19 protein-coding genes are annotated in these 18,364 nt (G+C 58.7%); 12 read left to right on the top strand and 7 right to left on the bottom strand.

Annotation, left to right across the window (positions count from 1 at the left end; genetic code table 11):
* Position 1: 1 nt before the first annotated feature.
* The 9 genes from CHN51_RS06980 to CHN51_RS07020 are packed head-to-tail and all read left to right on the top strand — an operon-like array spanning position 2 to position 6,876.
* Complete coding sequence (locus CHN51_RS06980; RefSeq protein WP_100093377.1) at positions 2-814, top strand: fumarylacetoacetate hydrolase family protein; 813 nt, start codon at positions 2-4, stop codon at positions 812-814.
* Positions 815-836: 22 nt separating this feature from the next.
* On the top strand, positions 837-1,775 hold the full coding sequence (locus tag CHN51_RS06985; RefSeq protein ID WP_100095466.1) for an acetaldehyde dehydrogenase (acetylating): 939 nt from the start codon (positions 837-839) through the stop codon (positions 1,773-1,775).
* A complete protein-coding gene (gene dmpG / locus CHN51_RS06990; RefSeq protein ID WP_100093378.1) occupies positions 1,772-2,803 on the top strand; it encodes a 4-hydroxy-2-oxovalerate aldolase in 1,032 nt (343 codons plus the stop codon). Before CHN51_RS06985 ends, dmpG begins: the two co-directional genes overlap by 4 nt.
* Before the next feature lie 9 nt (positions 2,804-2,812).
* On the top strand, positions 2,813-3,583 hold the full coding sequence (locus CHN51_RS06995; protein WP_100093379.1) for a fumarylacetoacetate hydrolase family protein: 771 nt from the start codon (positions 2,813-2,815) through the stop codon (positions 3,581-3,583).
* Positions 3,584-3,796, top strand: coding sequence for a 2-hydroxymuconate tautomerase (locus CHN51_RS07000; RefSeq protein ID WP_100093380.1), 213 nt, complete (start codon positions 3,584-3,586; stop codon positions 3,794-3,796). It begins immediately after the preceding gene.
* Between the two features lies 1 nt (position 3,797).
* Positions 3,798-4,076, top strand: a complete 279-nt coding sequence (locus CHN51_RS07005; RefSeq protein WP_240616892.1) for a 2Fe-2S iron-sulfur cluster-binding protein — start codon at positions 3,798-3,800, stop codon at positions 4,074-4,076.
* 21 nt (positions 4,077-4,097) lie between these two features.
* Positions 4,098-5,597: an aldehyde dehydrogenase family protein gene (locus CHN51_RS07010; protein WP_100093382.1), complete on the top strand. Its 1,500-nt coding sequence runs from the start codon at positions 4,098-4,100 to the stop codon at positions 5,595-5,597.
* A 39-nt stretch (positions 5,598-5,636) separates the two neighbouring features.
* Positions 5,637-6,437, top strand: coding sequence for a 3-(cis-5,6-dihydroxycyclohexa-1,3-dien-1-yl)propanoate dehydrogenase (gene hcaB, locus CHN51_RS07015; protein ID WP_100093383.1), 801 nt, complete (start codon positions 5,637-5,639; stop codon positions 6,435-6,437).
* 58 nt (positions 6,438-6,495) lie between these two features.
* Positions 6,496-6,876: a hypothetical protein gene (locus tag CHN51_RS07020; protein WP_100093384.1), complete on the top strand. Its 381-nt coding sequence runs from the start codon at positions 6,496-6,498 to the stop codon at positions 6,874-6,876.
* 95 nt (positions 6,877-6,971) lie between these two features.
* On the opposite strand, the gene CHN51_RS07025 is transcribed toward CHN51_RS07020, so the two are convergent.
* The 6 genes from CHN51_RS07025 to CHN51_RS07050 all read right to left on the bottom strand — a co-directional run bounded on the left by CHN51_RS07025 (position 6,972) and on the right by CHN51_RS07050 (position 13,193).
* The gene (locus CHN51_RS07025; RefSeq protein ID WP_100093385.1) at positions 6,972-8,012 is read right to left on the bottom strand and encodes a 2Fe-2S iron-sulfur cluster binding domain-containing protein; all 1,041 of its coding nucleotides are present in this window, start codon (positions 8,010-8,012) and stop codon (positions 6,972-6,974) included.
* 102 nt (positions 8,013-8,114) lie between these two features.
* On the bottom strand, positions 8,115-9,224 hold the full coding sequence (locus CHN51_RS07030) for an alkane 1-monooxygenase (protein ID WP_100093386.1): 1,110 nt from the start codon (positions 9,222-9,224) through the stop codon (positions 8,115-8,117).
* Between the two features lie 141 nt (positions 9,225-9,365).
* Entirely contained in the window at positions 9,366-9,917 is a 552-nt protein-coding gene (locus CHN51_RS07035; RefSeq protein WP_100093387.1) for a 3-phenylpropionate/cinnamic acid dioxygenase subunit beta, read from the bottom strand.
* Positions 9,918-9,931: 14 nt separating this feature from the next.
* Entirely contained in the window at positions 9,932-11,254 is a 1,323-nt protein-coding gene (locus CHN51_RS07040) for an aromatic ring-hydroxylating dioxygenase subunit alpha (RefSeq protein WP_240616893.1), read from the bottom strand.
* Positions 11,255-11,323: 69 nt separating this feature from the next.
* On the bottom strand, positions 11,324-11,851 hold the full coding sequence (locus CHN51_RS07045) for an aromatic-ring-hydroxylating dioxygenase subunit beta (RefSeq protein WP_100093389.1): 528 nt from the start codon (positions 11,849-11,851) through the stop codon (positions 11,324-11,326).
* Positions 11,844-13,193, bottom strand: coding sequence for an aromatic ring-hydroxylating dioxygenase subunit alpha (locus CHN51_RS07050; protein ID WP_100093390.1), 1,350 nt, complete (start codon positions 13,191-13,193; stop codon positions 11,844-11,846). Before CHN51_RS07050 ends, CHN51_RS07045 begins: the two co-directional genes overlap by 8 nt.
* A gap of 211 nt (positions 13,194-13,404) precedes the next feature.
* Between CHN51_RS07050 and CHN51_RS07055 the strand changes: the two genes are divergently transcribed.
* Complete coding sequence (locus CHN51_RS07055; RefSeq protein ID WP_100093391.1) at positions 13,405-15,045, top strand: sigma-54-dependent Fis family transcriptional regulator; 1,641 nt, start codon at positions 13,405-13,407, stop codon at positions 15,043-15,045.
* Positions 15,046-15,156: 111 nt separating this feature from the next.
* The gene (locus tag CHN51_RS07060) at positions 15,157-16,383 is read left to right on the top strand and encodes an FAD-dependent oxidoreductase (protein WP_100093392.1); all 1,227 of its coding nucleotides are present in this window, start codon (positions 15,157-15,159) and stop codon (positions 16,381-16,383) included.
* A 27-nt stretch (positions 16,384-16,410) separates the two neighbouring features.
* Here the strand turns inward: CHN51_RS07060 and CHN51_RS07065 are convergent, their stop codons facing one another.
* Positions 16,411-17,196, bottom strand: a complete 786-nt coding sequence (locus CHN51_RS07065; protein ID WP_100093393.1) for a 1,6-dihydroxycyclohexa-2,4-diene-1-carboxylate dehydrogenase — start codon at positions 17,194-17,196, stop codon at positions 16,411-16,413.
* A gap of 167 nt (positions 17,197-17,363) precedes the next feature.
* Between CHN51_RS07065 and CHN51_RS07070 the strand changes: the two genes are divergently transcribed.
* Positions 17,364-18,350 (top strand): dihydrodipicolinate synthase family protein, encoded by a 987-nt coding sequence (locus CHN51_RS07070; protein WP_100093394.1) that lies wholly within the window; start codon positions 17,364-17,366, stop codon positions 18,348-18,350.
* The last annotated feature ends 14 nt before the right edge of the window (positions 18,351-18,364 follow it).

An 18,364-nucleotide genomic window follows, 5' to 3' on the forward strand; every position in this document is an offset into this window, starting at 1 on the left:
CATGACTACAGAAACCAACATCGACCCTAAGGTCATTCAACAAGCCGCCGAACAATTGCGCGGTGCCGCGATAAGCGGAAAACCCGTGGCGCCGGTTCGCGATCTCATATCGGCGGGCGGCGTGGATGCGGCCTATGCCGTGCAGGAGGTCAATACCCGGCACTATGTCGACAGCGGACGAAGACTGGTAGGCCGCAAGATCGGCCTCACCTCGCTCGCGGTCCAGCGGCAGCTTGGTGTCGACCAGCCCGATTACGGCATGCTGTTTGCCGATATGGACGTGCCCGAAGGCATGCCGATCTCGCTTGATCAGGTGATTCAGCCCAAGGTCGAGGCCGAGATCGCGATTGTCATCGGCCGCGACCTACCGCATCCGGACCTGACTACCGCCGAAATGATCTGCGCGGTGGAATATGTCGTGCCGGCGATCGAGATCGTCGACAGCCGGGTGGCCAACTGGGACATTCGTATTTGGGATACCGTAGCTGATAATGCCTCCAGCGGACTGTTCGTGCTGGGTGCCGTTCCGCGCAAGCTTGACGGGCTAGACCTGCGCGAATGCGGTATGGTGATGGAGATCAAGGGCGAACCCATTTCGGTCGGCGCCGGGATCGCCTGCCTGGGCAGCCCGATCACCGCGTCCTTGTGGTTGGCGCAGGTGATGGCGCGTGTCGGTCGGCCGTTGCTTGAAGGCGACGTGATCCTGTCGGGTGCGCTCGGTCCGATGGCCGGCGTGAACCGCGGTGAGGTTGTCGAGGCAAGAATCAACGGAGTTGGAACAGTTCGCGCAGAATTCGCCGCCGACGGCAACTGAAGATTGGATGAAAGACAAACCTATGGCTAAAATGAAATGTGCGATTATCGGCTCAGGCAATATCGGCACTGACCTGATGATCAAATTGCTCAAGGGTTCGGACGTGCTCGAACTCGCCGTAGTAGTCGGCATTGATCCGGCATCCGAGGGACTGGCGATGGCCCGCGAACGCGGGGTGACGACCACCCACGAGGGAATTGAGGGGCTGCGCAAGCTTCCGGCCTATTCGGAGATCGGAATCGTCTTTGATGCGACCTCGGCTTACGCCCACAAGGCGCATGATGCCGCGCTGCAGCGGGACGGCAAGCTGGTCGTTGACCTGACGCCTGCTGCCTTGGGGCCATTTTTTGTGCCCCCGGTCGGAAATGTGCTCGACAGTAAGGTCCGCAACGTGAACATGGTCACCTGCGGAGGGCAGGCAACCATCCCGATCGTCGCCGCGGTTTCGCGCGTGAGCCCTGTCCATTACGCTGAAATAGTCGCATCGGTATCATCGCGTTCGGCGGGGCCGGGTACTCGCGCCAATATCGACGAATTCACCCGCACCACGGCCAAGGCGATCGAGGTCGTCGGCGGTGCGCGCCGCGGACGCGCTATTATCATCCTTAATCCGGCTGAGCCGCCGATGATCATGCGCGACACGATCTTCACGCTGACCGACCAGGTTGACGAGGACAGGATCCGCCAGTCGGTGCAGGACATGGTGCAGACCGTCCAGTCCTATGTCCCCGGCTATCGCCTCAAGCAGGAGGTGCAGTTCGAACGGTTCGGCTCCAACCATCCGCTGAAAATTCCCGGCTATGGCGAATTCGTTGGTCTCAAGACCAGCGTTTTCCTCGAAGTAGAGGGAGCAGGCGATTACCTGCCCAAATATTCCGGCAATCTCGACATTATGACCGCCGCGGCCAAGGCGGCCGGCGAGCGGCTCGCGCAGCAAAACCTGGCAAAGGTGGCAGCATGACCTTCAATCCCAAAACCGACAAGCTCTACATCCAGGATGTTACCCTGCGTGATGGGATGCACGCGATTCTTCACATGTACGGCACAGACAGCGTCCGCACGATCGCCAAAGCCCTGGACGATGCCGGTGTCGACGCCATCGAAGTGTCGCACGGCGATGGCCTCAACGGCACGTCATTCAATTATGGCTTTGGCTCTCACACCGATTGGGAATGGATCGAGGCGGCAGCCGACGTGATCAAACGGGCGGTGCTGACCACGCTGCTGGTGCCTGGCATCGGCACTGTCGAAGAGCTTCGCCGTGCTTACGCATTGGGTGTTCGCTCGGTGCGGGTCGCGACCCATTGCACCGAGGCAGACGTTGCCAAGCAGCATATCGGTATCGCCCGCGATCTCGGTATGGATGTATCGGGCTTTCTGATGATGAGCCACATGATCGACGCCGAGGCGCTGGCCCAGCAGGCCTTGCTGATGGAAAGCTACGGCGCGCACTGCGTTTATGTGACCGACAGCGGCGGCGCGCTGGACATGGATGGTGTGCGCGAGCGGCTGCGGGCCTACGACCGCGTGCTCAAGCCGGAAACCCAGCGCGGCATGCATGCCCACCACAATTTGTCGCTCGGTGTCGCGAATTCGATCGTTGCCGCTCAGGAAGGCGCCGTACGGATCGATGCCAGCCTTGCAGGCATGGGGGCAGGGGCGGGCAACGCCCCGCTCGAAGTGTTCGTTGCTGCGGCCGACCGAAAGGGCTGGAACCATGGATGCGACGTGATGGCGCTGATGGACGCAGCAGAAGATCTGGTCCGTCCACTTCAGGATCGCCCGGTGCGGGTCGACCGCGAGACTCTGAGCCTGGGTTATGCCGGTGTCTATTCAAGCTTCCTTCGTCACGCGGAAAAGGCCGCCGAACAATACGGCCTCGACACCCGCGAAATACTGATCGAACTGGGTAAACGGCGTATGGTTGGCGGGCAGGAAGACATGATCGTCGATGTTGCGCTCGATCTCGTTTCCGCGCGGGCAGCATAGGCGATGGCAATGGACAAGATTGAACGTTACGCGGAAATTCTGGACAGCGCGGCGCTTCATGCGCGCGCAACGCCACAGCTCACGCATACCGACCCCGATCTGAGCGTGGCGGATGCCTATCTGGTGCAGAAGCTTTCGGTCGATCGTCGCCTCAGCCGCGGTGAACGCCGAATCGGAGTCAAAATGGGTCTGACGAGCCGGGCCAAGATGCTGCAGGTCGGGGTCGACGAGGTGGCCTGGGGACGCCTGACCGACGCGATGCTGATCGAGGAAGGCGCGTCGATGTCTCGCGCACGTTTCGTTCACCCACGGGTTGAACCGGAAGTGGCTTTTCTTATGAAGGCACCGCTTTCCGGAAAGGTCACAGCGATGGAGGCGCTGGCGGCGGTCGAAGCGATTGCTCCGGCAATGGAGATCATTGATAGCCGGTATGAGAACTTCAAGTTCGCTTTGTCTGATGTTATTGCTGACAACACCTCGTCCTCTGGCCTTGTGATCGGACAATGGAACGATCCGGCCAAGGATTTCTCGAACCTCGGGGTTGTTCTCGAAATCGACGGCCATGTGATCGAGGTCGGTTCGACTGCAGCTATTCTCGGCCATCCCTTGCGGTCGTTGGTCGCCGCAGCGCGACTTGTCGCTGAAGGCGGAGAAGAAATCTCAGCAGGCGACATCGTCATGGCAGGTGGCATCACCGCCGCTCCCAATCTCGCGCCCGGTCAAACCGTCCGCACAAGTATCCAGGGGCTTGGTGCCGTAATGTTCCAGGTGGAGGCGTAAATGCCAATCATTGAGGTCAACATGCTCGAGGGAAGATCGACGGACGACAAAGAACGGCTGATCCAAGCCCTGACCGATGCTGCCATCACTTCGATTGGGGCGCCGCGTGAATCCGTTCGCATTATCTTGCGCGAGATGCCGAGCGGCCACTTCGCGGTCGGGGGACAGTCCTTTGCGGCGAAAGCGGCTGCAAAGGCAGCTGGGAAGGAATAGCGTGACAGCTGGATCACACCGGATCCGGATCGTCGGCGGCGCGGAATTCAATTGTGGTGAGGGCGAGCGTGTCTTGCTCGCCATGGAACGATGCGGATCGAGCGATATCGGCGTTGGTTGCCGGGGCGGAGGGTGCGGAATTTGCCGGATCAGGGTGATCGACGGAGATTACAAGACCGGCAAGATGAGCACGGCGAAGATTTCGGAGGCAGAACGGGAAGCGGGCTTTGCCCTGGCTTGCAGAGTGTTTCCGGTGAGCGATCTTTTGATCGAAATTTGATGAAGTCTGAGGAGAGATGCAATGGCTACACAGTTGAAAAGTGGTACCAACGAATACGGAATCAAGGGCGAATACGGTCACTTTATCGGCGGCGAATGGATTTCCAGTGATAGCGGAAAGACGATCGACCTGATTAACCCTGCCACCGGGGCAGTGCTGACCAAGATCCAGGCTGGCAACGCCAAAGATATACAGCGTGCAGTGGCCGCTGCCAAGGCTGCCTTCCCCAAGTGGTCCGAAAGCTCGCCTGCCGAACGACAGGAAATCCTGATCGAGGTCGCCCGCCGGCTCAAGGCGAGGCATCAGCATTATGCGACGCTCGAGACGCTAAACAATGGCAAGCCGATCCGCGAATCGATGCATTTCGACATGCCGCAGGCAATTGGTCAGTTCGAACTGTTCGCGGGGGCCGCTTACGGCCTGCATGGCCAGACCATTGATTATCCCGATGCTGTCGGCATAGTTCATCGCGAGCCGCTGGGCGTGTGCGCGCAGATTATCCCGTGGAACGTGCCGATGCTGATGATGGCCTGCAAGATCGCGCCAGCCCTCGCTTCGGGTAACACTGTTGTGCTTAAACCTGCTGAGACGGTCTGCCTTTCGGTAATCGAATTCTTCGTGGAAATGGCCGACCTTCTGCCCCCCGGCGTGATCAACGTGGTCACCGGTTATGGTGCCGACGTCGGTGAGGCGCTTGTCACCCACGAGGACGTTCGGAAGGTCGCCTTCACCGGCTCGGTGGCGACCGCCCGCCGGATCATGCAATATGCTTCCACCAACATCATTCCGCAGACGCTGGAACTGGGCGGCAAGTCCGCGCACATCGTCTGCGCTGATGCCGATATTGATGCTGCGGTGGAAAGCGCCACCATGTCGACTGTCCTGAACAAGGGCGAGGTTTGCCTGGCCGGTTCGCGACTGTTCCTGCATGAAGCGATTCAGGAGGAGTTCCTCGCCAAGTTCAAGGTCGCACTCGAAGGCATTCGCCAAGGCGACCCGCTCGACTTCGCCACACAGCTCGGCGCGCAAGCGTCGCAGATGCAGATGGACAAGGTCGTAAGCTACCTCGAACTGGCGACTGAAGAAGGGGCCACCGTTCTGACTGGCGGCAGCCGTAACGGCAATCTAGCCGATGGGCACTTCATCAGCCCGACGGTCTTCACCAACGTTAACAACTCGATGCGTATTGCGCGTGAAGAGATTTTTGGCCCGGTCACCAGCGTGATCAGCTGGAAGGACGAGGAAGATATGATGAAAGCGGCGAACGACACGACATACGGGCTTGCCGGTGGTGTCTGGACTCGCGACCTCGCGCGCGCGCACCGTATTGCCCGCAAGCTCGAAACCGGCACAGTGTGGATCAACCGCTACTACAACCTGAAGGCGAACATGCCGCTTGGCGGTTACAAGCAGAGCGGGTTCGGCCGTGAATTCAGCCATGAAGTGCTGAACCACTACACCCAGACCAAATCGGTCGTGGTCAATTTGCAAGAAGGTCGCACCGGCATGTTCGATCAGTAATTTTGAACTGAACGACAATCGGTGAATGAGGAGAGAAAATTGTCTAAAAGGCTTGATGAGGAGGTGGCGCTACTGACAGGTGGCGCCACCGGGATCGGTGCGGCGATCGTCGCGCGCTATGTCGAAGAAGGTGCCAAGGTCGGCGTGCTTGTCAAGGACGCCGAACAGGCAGAGCTGGTTCGTGCGCGGCATGGCGACAGCGTCATTGCGGTGACAGGAGACGTTCGTTCCTATGCAGACAATGCCCGCGCAGTGGCTGAAACCGTGGCGGCTTTCGGCAAGCTCGATGTGTTTGTCGGAAACGTTGGCATCTGGGATTTCATGGTCCCGCTCGAACAGCAGGAGCCTGAACAGCTAGGCAAGGTCTTTGACGAAATCTTCGATGTCAACCTGAAGGCCTATTTTCTTGGTGCTCACGCAGCTATCCCTGAACTCAGGAAGGTCAAGGGGAGTATTATTTTCACAGCCTCGACCTCTAGTTATTATACTGGAGGCGGCGGTACTCTGTACGTCGCTTCCAAACACGCTGTGGTCGGGCTGATAAAACAGCTGGCTTGGGAACTGGCACCGGACATCAGAGTCAATGGCGTTGCGCCTGGAGGGACACGGACCCCGCTCAGCGGCACCCAGACCGGTGGCTTTTCAGAGACAAAGATGGAACAGATGCCCGGGCTTGACGATCTGATTTCCAGCATGACCCCGCTTGGACGGATCGCCGAACCTGCTGATCATGCGGGTCTCTACGCCCTTTTGGCTTCGCGGCGGGACTCTTCGTACATGACCGGAACGGTGCTTTTGAGCGATGGCGGTATCGGAATCGGCAAACGTCCGGACGGGTGAACACTCTGCACAGAGCTAGGGTCGTTAGAATCAAGCACACGACAAAAGGAGAGATGCCATGGCTGAGAAATTTCCATTTTCCGACTTGCTCGTCATTTCGGGAGTCATTGGAGCCGCGCGGTGGAAACCGACGCACTTCGGGCCGGCCGTCGCTCCTCCCCAACTAGCCGAATTCGGCGGCAATCTCACAAGAGATCGTGCGGAACGGATGATGGCTCACGCCGAAGCCGGGGGGCTCGCAATTTACGGGATCGGCCAGCTGAGCTACCATCGTGCGCCGGTCGACAAGACAGTCGTCTATCCGATCGACGCCTTTTACGCGCATGGTCAGTACACGTCGGTTATTGCTACCTTGAACCGCGTTGCAGTTCTGCTCGACAACACCGAAAAGGTGGATATCCAGGAAATGGTTGGCAAGATGATCCGGGTCGATAACTGACTCGGCGGCGGTGTATCACTGTCTAGGGCCCGGCTTGGCATTGTTGCCCTGGGTGCAAGACCGCGCTTGGCGCAAAGGCCATTTTGTCTCTGCGGTTACCGCGCGCTGCTGCGATCGAGGAAACGATCTGCAGAGATCGTATCGCGAGACACGCCGGCTTTGAGTAACTCTTCTTCGGCGAGGTCGACCATCGCGGGCGGACCGCACAGATAGGCCTCGCATAGCGCCTTATCCAGTAGTCCGGCGATCTGCTGCGTCACCAGCCCACGTGCGCCATCCCAGGCGCTATCAGGAGCCTCTTCGGACAGGACCGGTCTAAATTCGAACGGCCCATTCCAGGCGGCTTTGAGTTCGCCGATTCCATCGAGGCAATAAAGATGTGCCTGGCTCCTTGCGCCATATAACAGGACAACCGGCCGATTCGCGCCGTTCGCAAGAGCTTCCTGCAAGATGGCCATGATCGGCGCGAGGCCGCTACCTCCAGCGATGCAGAGCATTGGCGCGGTGCTCGTCTTGAGGTGGAACTCGCCATAGGGAGCTGACACCATCAACTGCGTTCCGATACGCTCACCTCCGAACAGCCAGTCGGTGAAAGTGCCTCCCGGAACATGGCGGACATGGAACTGCAACTGCCGGGCCGGCCCGGCCTTGGGTGCGAAAGCGAAGGAATAGCTGCGTGGACCGTCGATGCCGGGCGCGCTCAGATCGGCGTACTGGCCAGGGGTAAAGGAAAGCGGCCGGTCAAGCTCGACAATGAGATTGATTATATCCGGACAAAGCCGAGGGGACGCGACGATCGTCGCGGAATAATTTTCGACAGTTTGCTGACTCAACAGGGGAGCGTCGAGCGCAATAGTCAGGTCCGACCGTGGTAACGCTTGGCAAGCAAGCCTGTACCCGGCCGACAGGTCGTCGCGTTCCAGAGCCAATGCAGATGGACTGAGTTCGCGTATCCTACCGTCCACAAGCTTGAATTTGCAGGTTCCACACGAGCCGACTTTACAATCGTGAGGCATCGCCAGTCCTTCGGCGAGCATTGCTTCGAGCAGGGTCTTGTCTCGGGCGACCAGCAACGTCCGAGCTTCGGATGCCAAGGTCACCTTGTTAAGCTCGGGTTTTTTCAGGAAGGAGAACATGAAGGCGACCTACTGTGCTGGATTGAGGGTGAAAAGAAAAGTGAGCGTCATCCTTAGGGGATGACGCTCAGGTGGCATGAAGACGATCGGAGGGATTCATCTTCATGCAGGTGGACTGTCGAGCCACTGCGGCCAGCCTGCCAACGCGTTGGCCGCTCGTGCCAGTTTCCGCTCGCTGGGCGATGCAAACCTCAGGTCCCAATCTTTCAGGCGCGGCTGGGCAATGAACCTGTGCCAAACCGGCGGGACCATTCCGCACAGGAAGCACAAGAACAATGACGGCATCTGCGGTGCCTCGGGCTCGGGTTGTAGCTCGTAGAAAGGGGTGTGCCCGTCGAGGTGGTGGTTGATGTGATTGGTAATCTCCACCCCGATCGGACGCACGATCATGCCAAGATGGTTCCAGGCGTGATGCTTGGCGATCGGCTCGCCCTCGATCCGCAGCAAGCCGTAATGCTGAAAGTAATTGAAGCCTTCGACCAGCATCTTGGCAAAAAACATCGCCGCGACCGTCACCAGGCCGGCAATAGGGCCAGCGAGAACGGTCATCACTGCGATGATTGCGCCAACCAGCACCAGTTGTAACCACATGGCATTGCGCCAGCTACCCTTCGAATGACCCAGACGTGAGAGGATCTCGGCCTGCTTTTCCCAAGTGTCCTTGTACGAGCCCCACGTCGCCGAAAGCACGAAGCTGTAGATCGTCTGCCCTCGCAATGGCGTGTCGCTATCCTTGCCCGTGTCGAGGTGGACATGATGGGTGACAATGTGCGCAATATCGCGATTGGGGTCGCCATAGAAGGCGCTTAACCCCTTTGCGACAGCGCGCGGAAACCAATGCCGACGATGCATCAGCTCGTGTGCGACGGGCAGGGTCGGAACCGCAGAAAGCCAAGCAAGGCTGGCGATTGATCCCGCAATCTGCCAACCCGCCGCTTGACCGTCTAAAATCGGATCTGTGCCGGAGTTTACCGAGTTGGCGAAAGCCAGATAGAGCCCGATCAGCAGAGGTAGCTGCAGATAGATCGCAAAATTGGCGGCGAACGAAATGCCGCGCGCGCGCATTTTTCTGTCACTCGGTAGTGCAATGTCGAGCAGTAGCAGCACAGGGAAGGTGCCAAAGCCGAGCCAGACAAACTCGCCGCCAAGGACAAAGCCAACAACACCCGTCAAGGTCATCGCGGGCACAAGATAATATCGAAGTGCGTCCATTTTTCGTCTCCGATCCGACCGGTCCGCAGGCTTGCGGGGACCGGTTAAAATTAGTGTTCGCCCGTAGGAATGCCTCCGACGGAAAAAGCATGGGTAGCGACGCGAATTGCGACTGCATTCGGATTTCACGCCCCCGCAAGCCTAAAGGAAGATGTTCAAGTTTTTACTGGGCAGAACGTTATGCTTGAGTACGATCCGCCGATTGACCAACTGATATGCATCTCCTGCTTCGCGCCAGATATCGACACGGCTGCCGATGAGTGAATCTTCCTCACGCTCATTGCGATTCCGATATGCATAGAAGTTGGAAAAAACGCGGTGTTCGTCTGGCTTTTCAGTCAACTCTACCTCGACGTTCGTGATGATGTGCGTGTATCGGGTGGCTGGATCCTCGGACCAGGCCGTACCGGTTTCCAGCCGCGAAAGCCGTTTCTTGATTTCGGTCAGGTTGTCGTTGTAATAGGCCATCCGGGTCAGATCGTTGACTTGGTCCGTCGTGTCGCGGCGATAGCGCGTTTCGATGCCAGGCATGTGGTAAAGCAAGTCGTCGGCCAGCATCTTGACCCAATCGACATATTTCTCGTCGTCGAGCATGCGCGCTTCGCGATAGACCGTCTGGGTCAAGGCATGCGTCAGCTCGAGCGAGGCGCTATGGCCAATCTGCGGGCGTTCCATTGTAGCGGTCTGTGTCATTGGTTGATCCTTTTTCAGAGCGCGAACAAGCCGGGGAGGTCGCGTGTATCACCAACGCCGGTCAGGCGCGGTTCCGGGCGGTTCGGCATTGCTCCCAGTTTGTCGTTTTCCATCATGTCCAGCCACCGCTGGTAAAAGCCGCGCTGGTTGGCGTCATTATACTGGCCGCGGTAGACGATACCCGGCAGGGTATCGTGCTCGATCTGGCGTGATATGCCGCAGCGGTAGTGCAGGCGTTCGTGGCGGGTAACCACCCCACGGTTGACGGTGGTGCAGTTGCTCCAGTTTTCCCCATCGTCCATCTCGAACGTGCCCCCGGGGCCGAATGTCTGCATGACCCCCTTGGTGATCTCATCCTTGATATCATCGGGCATCGCTTTGTTGACGATCACCCAGGTCTTGAGCTCGAACTCCATCGGACCTTTGGGCTGCCACTGCCGGAAGGTGGAAATACCAGGCAAGAACGACACGTTGGGGAAAATAGAGGCGGAGGCGACCGATCCGAATATCTTGGAGCGCATCTCGCCCAGCCGTTGCGCCATCTGGGGACGGATCTTTTCATAGTATTCGAGAACTTTCGGTCGGCCCAAAAGGAAGAGGTCGCCGACTCCTTCGGTGCCGAACTCCCATCCGTGGCCGTTAACGCTAGCATGGTATGAATTTTCCATGTCGATAGGCGGGAAGGGCTCACCGTTGTTCATCGAACGGCAGCCGGAATCGTGGGTCCAGCCGGCATGATACGCATCGCCGACGAAGTTCTCGACACCGAACTTCCAGTTGGCGTTCATCACTGACTTGATACAGCCGCCGATCAGTTCAGTGCCGCCATCCTCATTGTCAAGCAACATGTCGAGGTACCAGCGAAAGTCGCCCAACCATGCATCGAGACTGGGACCATCATCGGCAAATGTCGCAAAGACAAGGCCCTTGTAACTGCCAACCCTGGAAACCTGCTTCAGGCCGTTTTTCTGTCGATCGATATCGTTATCGTCGTAGCAATATTCCTCATGCATGCCTTTCAGTTCACCGCCGGTATCAAAGGCCCAGCCGTGATAATTGCAGACAAACCGGCGGGTGTTTCCGGCATCGGCAAAGCATACCTTGTTGCCGCGATGAGGACAGGAGTTGAGAAATACCTTGATTGAGCCATCGGGTTGGCGCGCGACGATAACTGCATCCTCGCCCATATGGGTGGTCAGAAAATCGCCAGCCTTGGGCAACTGGCTTTCGTGGGCAACGAACAGCCAAGACCGCGCGAAGATGCGGTAAAGTTCTTCCTCGTAGATCTCGGCGTCGCTGAAGATCCGGCGATCGAGCCAGCCTTCCTTGAGATCCATGTAACGTGAAAATTCCGGCTCCCGGCCGATCCGCTCAATTCGCATCATTTTTCTCCTAGTAATTTCATGTTAAAAAAACACGTTGATGTTGCTGTCAGGTAGCACCGCATGGTCAAGCGTGATGTTGCGCGCTAACAGATTCCAGCCATTCGCCCCGTTGCGCCACCGATCAGTGCGACCGGCAGTGAACACACGCGTGAGACCGTCGATGCGGTTGCGGTGAATGACGATTACCGAGTGCACGATCGCCTCGCTTTCGGTATCTACGGGCTCGACTTCGACGTTCGAAACCACGCGCCGCACGAAATTGGGCGGATCCTCGGCCCATACAAAACCGGAGCGCAGGCGATCTATCCTGAGTTTAAGGCGGGCAAGGTTCTCGTTGAAAATAACGCCCGTGCCGATTGCCGCTGGGGGCGACCGATCCGCCCGGAAGCGGCGCCGCTTGAGCTCCATCCGGTAAGTCACATCGTTGCATAACAGCGCCAGCCAATCCTCGAAGCGTTCGGCATCGAGCAGGCGCGCTTCGTGATACAGGCGTTGTGTGAGCGCGATGAGACTCTCGAACGGCACCGGAGCGACGCTCAGCTCAGGCATCGACTGTCTCCCGAGCGGCTAGCGGGTTGATGTTGTAGGTAGGAACCTGAGCCCAGCTGTCAGCCTGCATGTGCTCCTGCCATCGGCGGTAGAAATAACGCTGGTTGTGCTCGCTCACCAATCCGGCGGCGATGTCGCCGGGAAAGCCTTCGCGTGGTCCCGAACGGTTGAGAGCCATGTTGGTGAATACGTCCATTTGTGCCGTCCGCCAGCCACGGGACTGTTCGGTGCAGGCGGCAAGATTATCGCCATCGTCATTGTCAAACAGGCCCGCAAGCCCGAAGGTCAAGCACTGATTGTCCAGGATCGCCGCCTGTATCTCTTCGGGCATGTCGTTTTCCACCATCGCCCATGTCCATTGCTCGATCCGGCCCGAACCCTTGGGATGGTAGACCCGAAACCAGTTGAGGCCCGGCAGGAACTGGAGATTGGGAAAGATCGTGATGTTGATTTGCGAACCCCAGAGCTGTTCACCGCGCAGATTGCCCAGCCGTTCGATAACCGTTGGGCGATTGGCCTCGAGATAGTCCAGCATGGTCTTCGGTTCGGGGTAAAAGGCGTAGCCCGAAACCCCGTCGAGCGAGGTCAGCGCCATGTGGCCGTTCATCCCGGCGACGGAAAGTCCGCCTTCGAGGTTGGCACTCGAATTGCCGACGCTGAGGCCGGACAGGTCCATGGACTGGACCGCCGTCATCGCCCCGGCATGCGCCCAGCCGAGATGATAGCCATCGCCGCAGACGTTCTCCACCGGCAGTTTCCAGTTGCTGCCCAGTTCCATCTTCTGGGTTTCGCCGAGCAGCGAAGTTCCGCCGGGCATCGCATCCAGCCAGACGTCGAGGAAGAACTTCGCATCGCCCAGATAATCTTCGAGCGAGGGCGCGTCGGGGTCAAAGCAGCCGAAAACGAGGCCCTTGTATTCGGCAACATGGGTTACTTGAACCAGGCCCAGCTTGCTGCGATCCAGCTCGCCAAAATAGGCCTCGTTTTCCAGCGGAACCCCGGCGAGCGACCCGTCCGGCGCGAACGACCAGCCATGGTAGTTGCAGGTAAAGGCCTTGGCATTGCCGCGGTCGGCGCGGCAAATGCGGTTCCCGCGGTGGGTGCAGCTGTTGAGGAACGCCTTGATTGATCCGTCTTTCTGGCGAATGACGATGACATCATCCTCGCCCATGAAGGTGCGGAAATAGTCACCGGCTTTGGGGATCTGGCTGGTGTGAACGAGGAAAAGCCAGCAGCGACCGAAAATGCGTTCGAGCTCCTGCTTGTAGAGTTCCTCGCTCGAGTAAATCGTCCGCGATTGCCGACCCGTTGCCGTATCGATCAGTTCGGAAACATCCGTCATTGCTCTCTCCACTCACTCGTTGCCGCTGGGTTTCGGTCAGCCTATCTTGAGTTACAGCTTTCCCATGCACAAAATGTGCCAGTTTCGAAAACCAGGCTGTTTCCATCATTATAACCAATAGCTCGTTGATTGACCTTTCTGCAGATTGACATATTTGTCATTTCTAGCGAGATAATATAGCGCTCGGTTCACATATTTGTTATGGTGCGGCATGAAACATCTTCCGGCCTATACCGACCTTACCAGCCGACTGCGGTTCTCGCCTGAGCAAGGACGCATCTGGCGTGACAGCGAACGCTGCGTATTGTTGAGCAATTCCGCACTGACCATGTTGCGCAACGAACTGGTCGTTCAACTGGGCCTTGTCAAAGCGCGTAGGCTGTTCTGGGAACTAGGCTTCGCAGAAGGCTCGCGTTGCGCGGTTGAAGCAAAACATTTGCGGCCCGGCAGCAGTTTCCTCGATGCCTTTGCGGTCGGACCACAAGCCCACGCAGTGACCGGGTTCGGCTGGACAGAAATCGAGACTTTGGAGACCGATACCGAGAACGGACATTTTGAAGGCCGGTTTCTGGTACACGATTCTATTGAAGCCGGGATCCATCTCGCCACCGAAGGCGTCCACACCGATCCGGTGTGCTGGCTGCAAACCGGTTTTGCCAGCGGTTTTGCGAGCACATTCGCAGGCCAGCCCATAATAATGCGCGAGATCGAGTGCCAAGGAATGGGCCATCCAGCCTGCCTGCTCCATGGCAAGCCGGAAGCGGAATGGCCGGGGCTGGACGATGCCGAAACGAATGCGGTTCCACTCGATCCGGCAGTGTCCAGGCACCAAGACAAACATTTCGTCGCAGGGGTATCGGCAGGGTTCAACGCAGTACGCAACCTGATCGAACGCACGGCACGAACGGATGCCAGCCTGTTGTTTCTTGGAGAGACGGGTGTCGGCAAGGAGGTGTTTGCCAAGCTGGCGCACCGGCTGAGCCTACGCAATGATGCGCCGTTCGTCGCGCTCAATTGCGCGGCCATTCCAGAAGGCCTCATCGAAGCCGAACTGTTCGGCGTGGCCAAGGGCGCTTTTACTGGAGCCGGGGCAGACCGGCCGGGACGTTTCGAACTCGCCGACGGCGGTACGCTCTTTCTCGACGAGATTTCGATGCTCTCGCCCCTAGCACAAAGCAAAGTCCTGCGGGCCATCCAGGAAGGCGAGTTCGAGCGTGTGGGTGACACCAGGACCATCCAGGTAAACGTCCGCCTGATCGCGGCGTCCAACGTCGATCTCGAGGCCGCTATGGACGAAGGGACCTTTCGTGCCGACTTGTACTTCCGCATTTCAACACTCCCTATAAGGGTTCCGCCACTGCGAGAGCGGCGTGAGGACATACCGGGATTTATGGAACACTTCCGCGCCAAATATGCCAAGCGTCACGGGCGGACCGTTGACGGCTTTACGGCACGAGCGATTAACGCGCTGCTAATGCACGATTACCCTGGTAACGTTAGGGAATTGGAGCGGATGGTTGAGCGCGCTGTGCTGCTGGCCGACGAATCTGGTGCTATCGATTTGCGCCACCTTTTCATCGGGTCTGACAGAATGCGCATTCGAAGCGGCATGACGCTGACCCATGATGGCCGCATCGACGAATCGGAGCCGAGGCAGGAAGAGCCGTCCCCGATTTGTCAGCTGGTTGGCTTGCTTCGCCAGAATGGCGAAACGCTCTCGACCATAGAAGATGCCATGGTGCGGGCTGCTGTTGAAGCCGCTGGCGGCAATGTTGCACAAGCGGCCCGAGACTTGGGGCTGACGCGTCGACAGCTCTCTTACAAGGTTGAGAAAATGCACGGTTGCGACTAGACCGTCGGGGCGTTGACTATTCTGCGATGCATTGTATAAATTGCAACACAGTGAGGTTTTCGCGCGGCAGAACCAAGGGCGGGACGGGGTCAGGAATTTGGGAGATGTAAAATGCGTTCAGTTGCTATCGTAGGGGCCAATCTCGCGGGTGGGCGAGCGGCGGAAGCGCTGCGGCAGGCAGGATTTGACGGCCGGGTCACCCTCATCGGTGAGGAGCCTTGGCGGCCCTACGAACGCCCGCCGCTGTCCAAGGAGTTCCTGTGGAATCCCGCCGAAGTGCCGGACAATTTTTTCCTGCAGGATGAGAACTGGTACTCCGACAACCGGATCGACCTGCTGCTCAACACCCGTGCCGAAGCGCTCGATTTGACTGCGGGCGGAGTGCGTCTGTCCGGGGGGCGAATGGTCGCCGCCGACAAGGTGCTGCTGGCGACTGGCGGACACGCTCGCAAGCTGAACTTGGCGGGAGCCGATTGCGCCAACGTCCATTATCTGCGCACCCGTGACGACGCCTCCAGAATGGCTCTCGACCTTCGCCCGGGCGCACGGGTGGTGATCGTTGGCATGGGCGTGATCGGAGCCGAAGTGGCTGCCAGCGCGATCAAGCTGGGCTGCGAAGTGACTGCCGTAGAACCGATGGCGGCTCCGATGGAACGGGCGCTGGGCAAGCGCTTCGGCCAATGGCTGGGCGAAGAGCACCGCAAGCGCGGGGTCAAGACCCATTTCAACCGGGGCGTAACGGGTTTCAAGTTCGCGGACGGCGGCGTATCCGCCGTCGAGATCGACGACGGCACCGTCATCCCCTGTGATGCCGTCGTCGTTGGCGTGGGGATCATTCCTGCAACCTCGCTTGCGGTCGATGCCGGGTTGACTGTAAACAATGGGATCGTCGTCGACCGTCGATGCCAGACCAGCAATCCGGCGGTATTTGCCGCCGGTGACGTGGCCGAACAGGACGGTTTTTTTGGCGGACGCTTCCGGCAGGAAACCTATCAGAACGCAGCCGACCAGGCCCAGGCTGCGGCATTGGCGATGCTTGGTCACGAAGTCGACTACTGCAAGCCTATGTGGTACTGGAGCGACCAGTTCGATCTGAACATCCAGTTCTGCGGACAAATTCCGGTGCAGGCCGAGGTTGTCCTTCGCGGCGATATCGAAAGCAACGCTTTCGTCGCTTTCTTTCTGTCCGGCGATACCATTGACGGTGTCCTGACAGTCAAACGCGCGCCCGATATGGGGATTGGCAAGCGGCTGGTCGAACGGCGGGTGAGCGCCAGCGCGGATCGGCTTGCTGATGCGAACGTGTCGTTGCGCGAGTTGCTCAAGCAGACTGCCTGATAGCGCGTGGGCGGCGCGGCAGCGGTCTTATCCAATGCCACCTCCCGCGACGAAGAGTGTCTGCCCGGTGACATACGACGCCTCCCGAGAGGCAAAAAAGCAGATCGCTGCGGCCAGTTCCTCGGGTTCGCCGAAGCGGGCCATCGGGGTGTCGCGCATGGTCTGCTCCATCACCCCAACAAAACCAGCCTTGACGGTTTCGCTCATCGGTGCAGGATCGCGCGGAGTGACCCGGGTAACGTTGACCCCGCCCGGCGCAACGCAGTTCACGCGCACGCCGCTGGCTTCCAGTTCCAGCGACAAGGCTGCGGTCAGTGCGGCAACCCCGCCTTTGGCGGCGGCATAGGGAACCCGGTTCACGCCGCGCGTGGCCACTGAACCGATATTGACGATTGAACCGCGACCGGCCGCGAGCATGTACGGCACCACCGTGTGGCAGCACCAAAGTGTCGGCCACAGCGAACGGTTGATTTCAGACACGATCTCGTTCGGGGTATATTCCCAGTAAGGTTTGGCCCAAATCGTGCCGCCTACGTTGTGGACTGCAACGTCGATCCGGCCGAAACGATCGGCCACCGTTCGATACAGTTCGACCGCTCCTTCGCATCTCTCGAGGTCGACGATGGCGGCGTGGACATCGGCACCACTTTCCCGCAGGCGATCGACCGCATCTTGCGTGGCTTGAGCCGCTCGATCAGCGACGATCACGGTCGCTCCTTCTTCAGCCATGCGCTGGGCCGTGGCCAGCCCGATACCCTGAGCTCCGCCTGTCACAACCGCGACTTGGTTTTCGAACCGTCTGGCTAAAGTCATGTTCAGTCTGCTCCTCCTTCTCGAACTCATGCAACGATAAGCAAGGTCGAATGACTGTCTTGTTTATACTCGCGCTTTATGGCATGCAAGGAAAAGCATTACACAATGTAAAACGTCTGGACGCTGCGGCAGCAATCACCGGACTCAATTCTAGGAGAGCTACGAAGATGACACGTACACTTATGAAATCTGGTGACGTCAAAGGCGCTTGGGCGATTATTCCCACTCCGGCGAAGGATAAAGCCTCGGATTGGCGAGCGACAAATACGGTCGATCTCGATGAAACTGCGCGCGTGGTGAACGGCCTGATAGACGCGGGGATCAACGGGATTCTCAGTATGGGGACGCTTGGCGAAGCGGCGACCATGACCCACGACGAAAAGCTCGATTTCATGAAGGCGCTGGTCGATGCTGCGGCCGGCCGGGTGCCGATATTCGTCGGCACCACCTGCATCAACACCCGCGACACCGTAGCATTGACCCGGCAAGCGCTTGAACTCGGCGCGGATGGCACGATGCTGGGAATTCCGATGTGGTGCGCGCCCAGCCTTGACGTTGCTGTCCAGTTCTACAAGGACGTCGCTGAAGCCGTCCCGGAGATGAACATTGCAATCTACGCCAATCCGGAGGCTTTCAAGTTTGATTTTCCGCGGCCGTTCTGGGCACAAGTAGCTGAAATTCCGCAGGTCGTTACCGCCAAATATATCGGTATCGGCAACCTGCTGGCGGACCTTTCGGCTATTCGCGGTCGGATCAAGTTGTTGCCGATCGACTTCGACTATTACGCTGCGGCCCGCATGGACGATTCGATCGACGCTTTCTGGTCCAGCGGCTCTGTGTGCGACCCGTTAGTGACCACAACGATTCGCGACAATATTTTGAAAGCCCGCGAAACCGGTGACTGGAACGCGGCACGCGCCTTCCAGGCGCGACTCGGACCGACGGCAGCTCCGCTGTTCCCGAACGGCAGCTTCAAGGAATTCTCGACCTACAACATCGCGCTAGAAAAGGCGCGCATGAATGCCGGTGGGTGGATGAATGCTGGCCCGGTTCGGCCACCATACCATCTTTGTCCGGAACCGTACCTCGAGGGCGCACGCCTGTCGGGCAGAATGTGGGCCGAACTTGGCAAGGCACTCGCGGCCGAAAAATGAGATAAATGGGAGAG

The organism is Sphingorhabdus sp. YGSMI21, assembly GCF_002776575.1.
Lineage (GTDB): Bacteria > Pseudomonadota > Alphaproteobacteria > Sphingomonadales > Sphingomonadaceae > Parasphingorhabdus.

Coding starts and splice junctions, on each gene's coding strand:
- dmpG (WP_100093378.1), top strand. CDS start 1,772: ATGACCTTCAATCCCAAAACCGACAAGCTCTACATCCAGGATGTTACC.
- CHN51_RS07065 (WP_100093393.1), bottom strand. CDS start 17,196: ATGACTTTAGCCAGACGGTTCGAAAACCAAGTCGCGGTTGTGACAGGC.
- CHN51_RS07030 (WP_100093386.1), bottom strand. CDS start 9,224: ATGGACGCACTTCGATATTATCTTGTGCCCGCGATGACCTTGACGGGT.
- CHN51_RS07035 (WP_100093387.1), bottom strand. CDS start 9,917: ATGACACAGACCGCTACAATGGAACGCCCGCAGATTGGCCATAGCGCC.
- CHN51_RS07000 (WP_100093380.1), top strand. CDS start 3,584: ATGCCAATCATTGAGGTCAACATGCTCGAGGGAAGATCGACGGACGAC.
- CHN51_RS07025 (WP_100093385.1), bottom strand. CDS start 8,012: ATGTTCTCCTTCCTGAAAAAACCCGAGCTTAACAAGGTGACCTTGGCA.
- CHN51_RS07010 (WP_100093382.1), top strand. CDS start 4,098: ATGGCTACACAGTTGAAAAGTGGTACCAACGAATACGGAATCAAGGGC.
- CHN51_RS07020 (WP_100093384.1), top strand. CDS start 6,496: ATGGCTGAGAAATTTCCATTTTCCGACTTGCTCGTCATTTCGGGAGTC.
- CHN51_RS07060 (WP_100093392.1), top strand. CDS start 15,157: ATGCGTTCAGTTGCTATCGTAGGGGCCAATCTCGCGGGTGGGCGAGCG.
- CHN51_RS07045 (WP_100093389.1), bottom strand. CDS start 11,851: ATGCCTGAGCTGAGCGTCGCTCCGGTGCCGTTCGAGAGTCTCATCGCG.
- CHN51_RS06985 (WP_100095466.1), top strand. CDS start 837: ATGGCTAAAATGAAATGTGCGATTATCGGCTCAGGCAATATCGGCACT.
- CHN51_RS06995 (WP_100093379.1), top strand. CDS start 2,813: ATGGACAAGATTGAACGTTACGCGGAAATTCTGGACAGCGCGGCGCTT.
- CHN51_RS07040 (WP_240616893.1), bottom strand. CDS start 11,254: ATGGATCTCAAGGAAGGCTGGCTCGATCGCCGGATCTTCAGCGACGCC.
- CHN51_RS07055 (WP_100093391.1), top strand. CDS start 13,405: ATGAAACATCTTCCGGCCTATACCGACCTTACCAGCCGACTGCGGTTC.
- CHN51_RS07070 (WP_100093394.1), top strand. CDS start 17,364: ATGACACGTACACTTATGAAATCTGGTGACGTCAAAGGCGCTTGGGCG.
- CHN51_RS06980 (WP_100093377.1), top strand. CDS start 2: ATGACTACAGAAACCAACATCGACCCTAAGGTCATTCAACAAGCCGCC.
- CHN51_RS07050 (WP_100093390.1), bottom strand. CDS start 13,193: ATGACGGATGTTTCCGAACTGATCGATACGGCAACGGGTCGGCAATCG.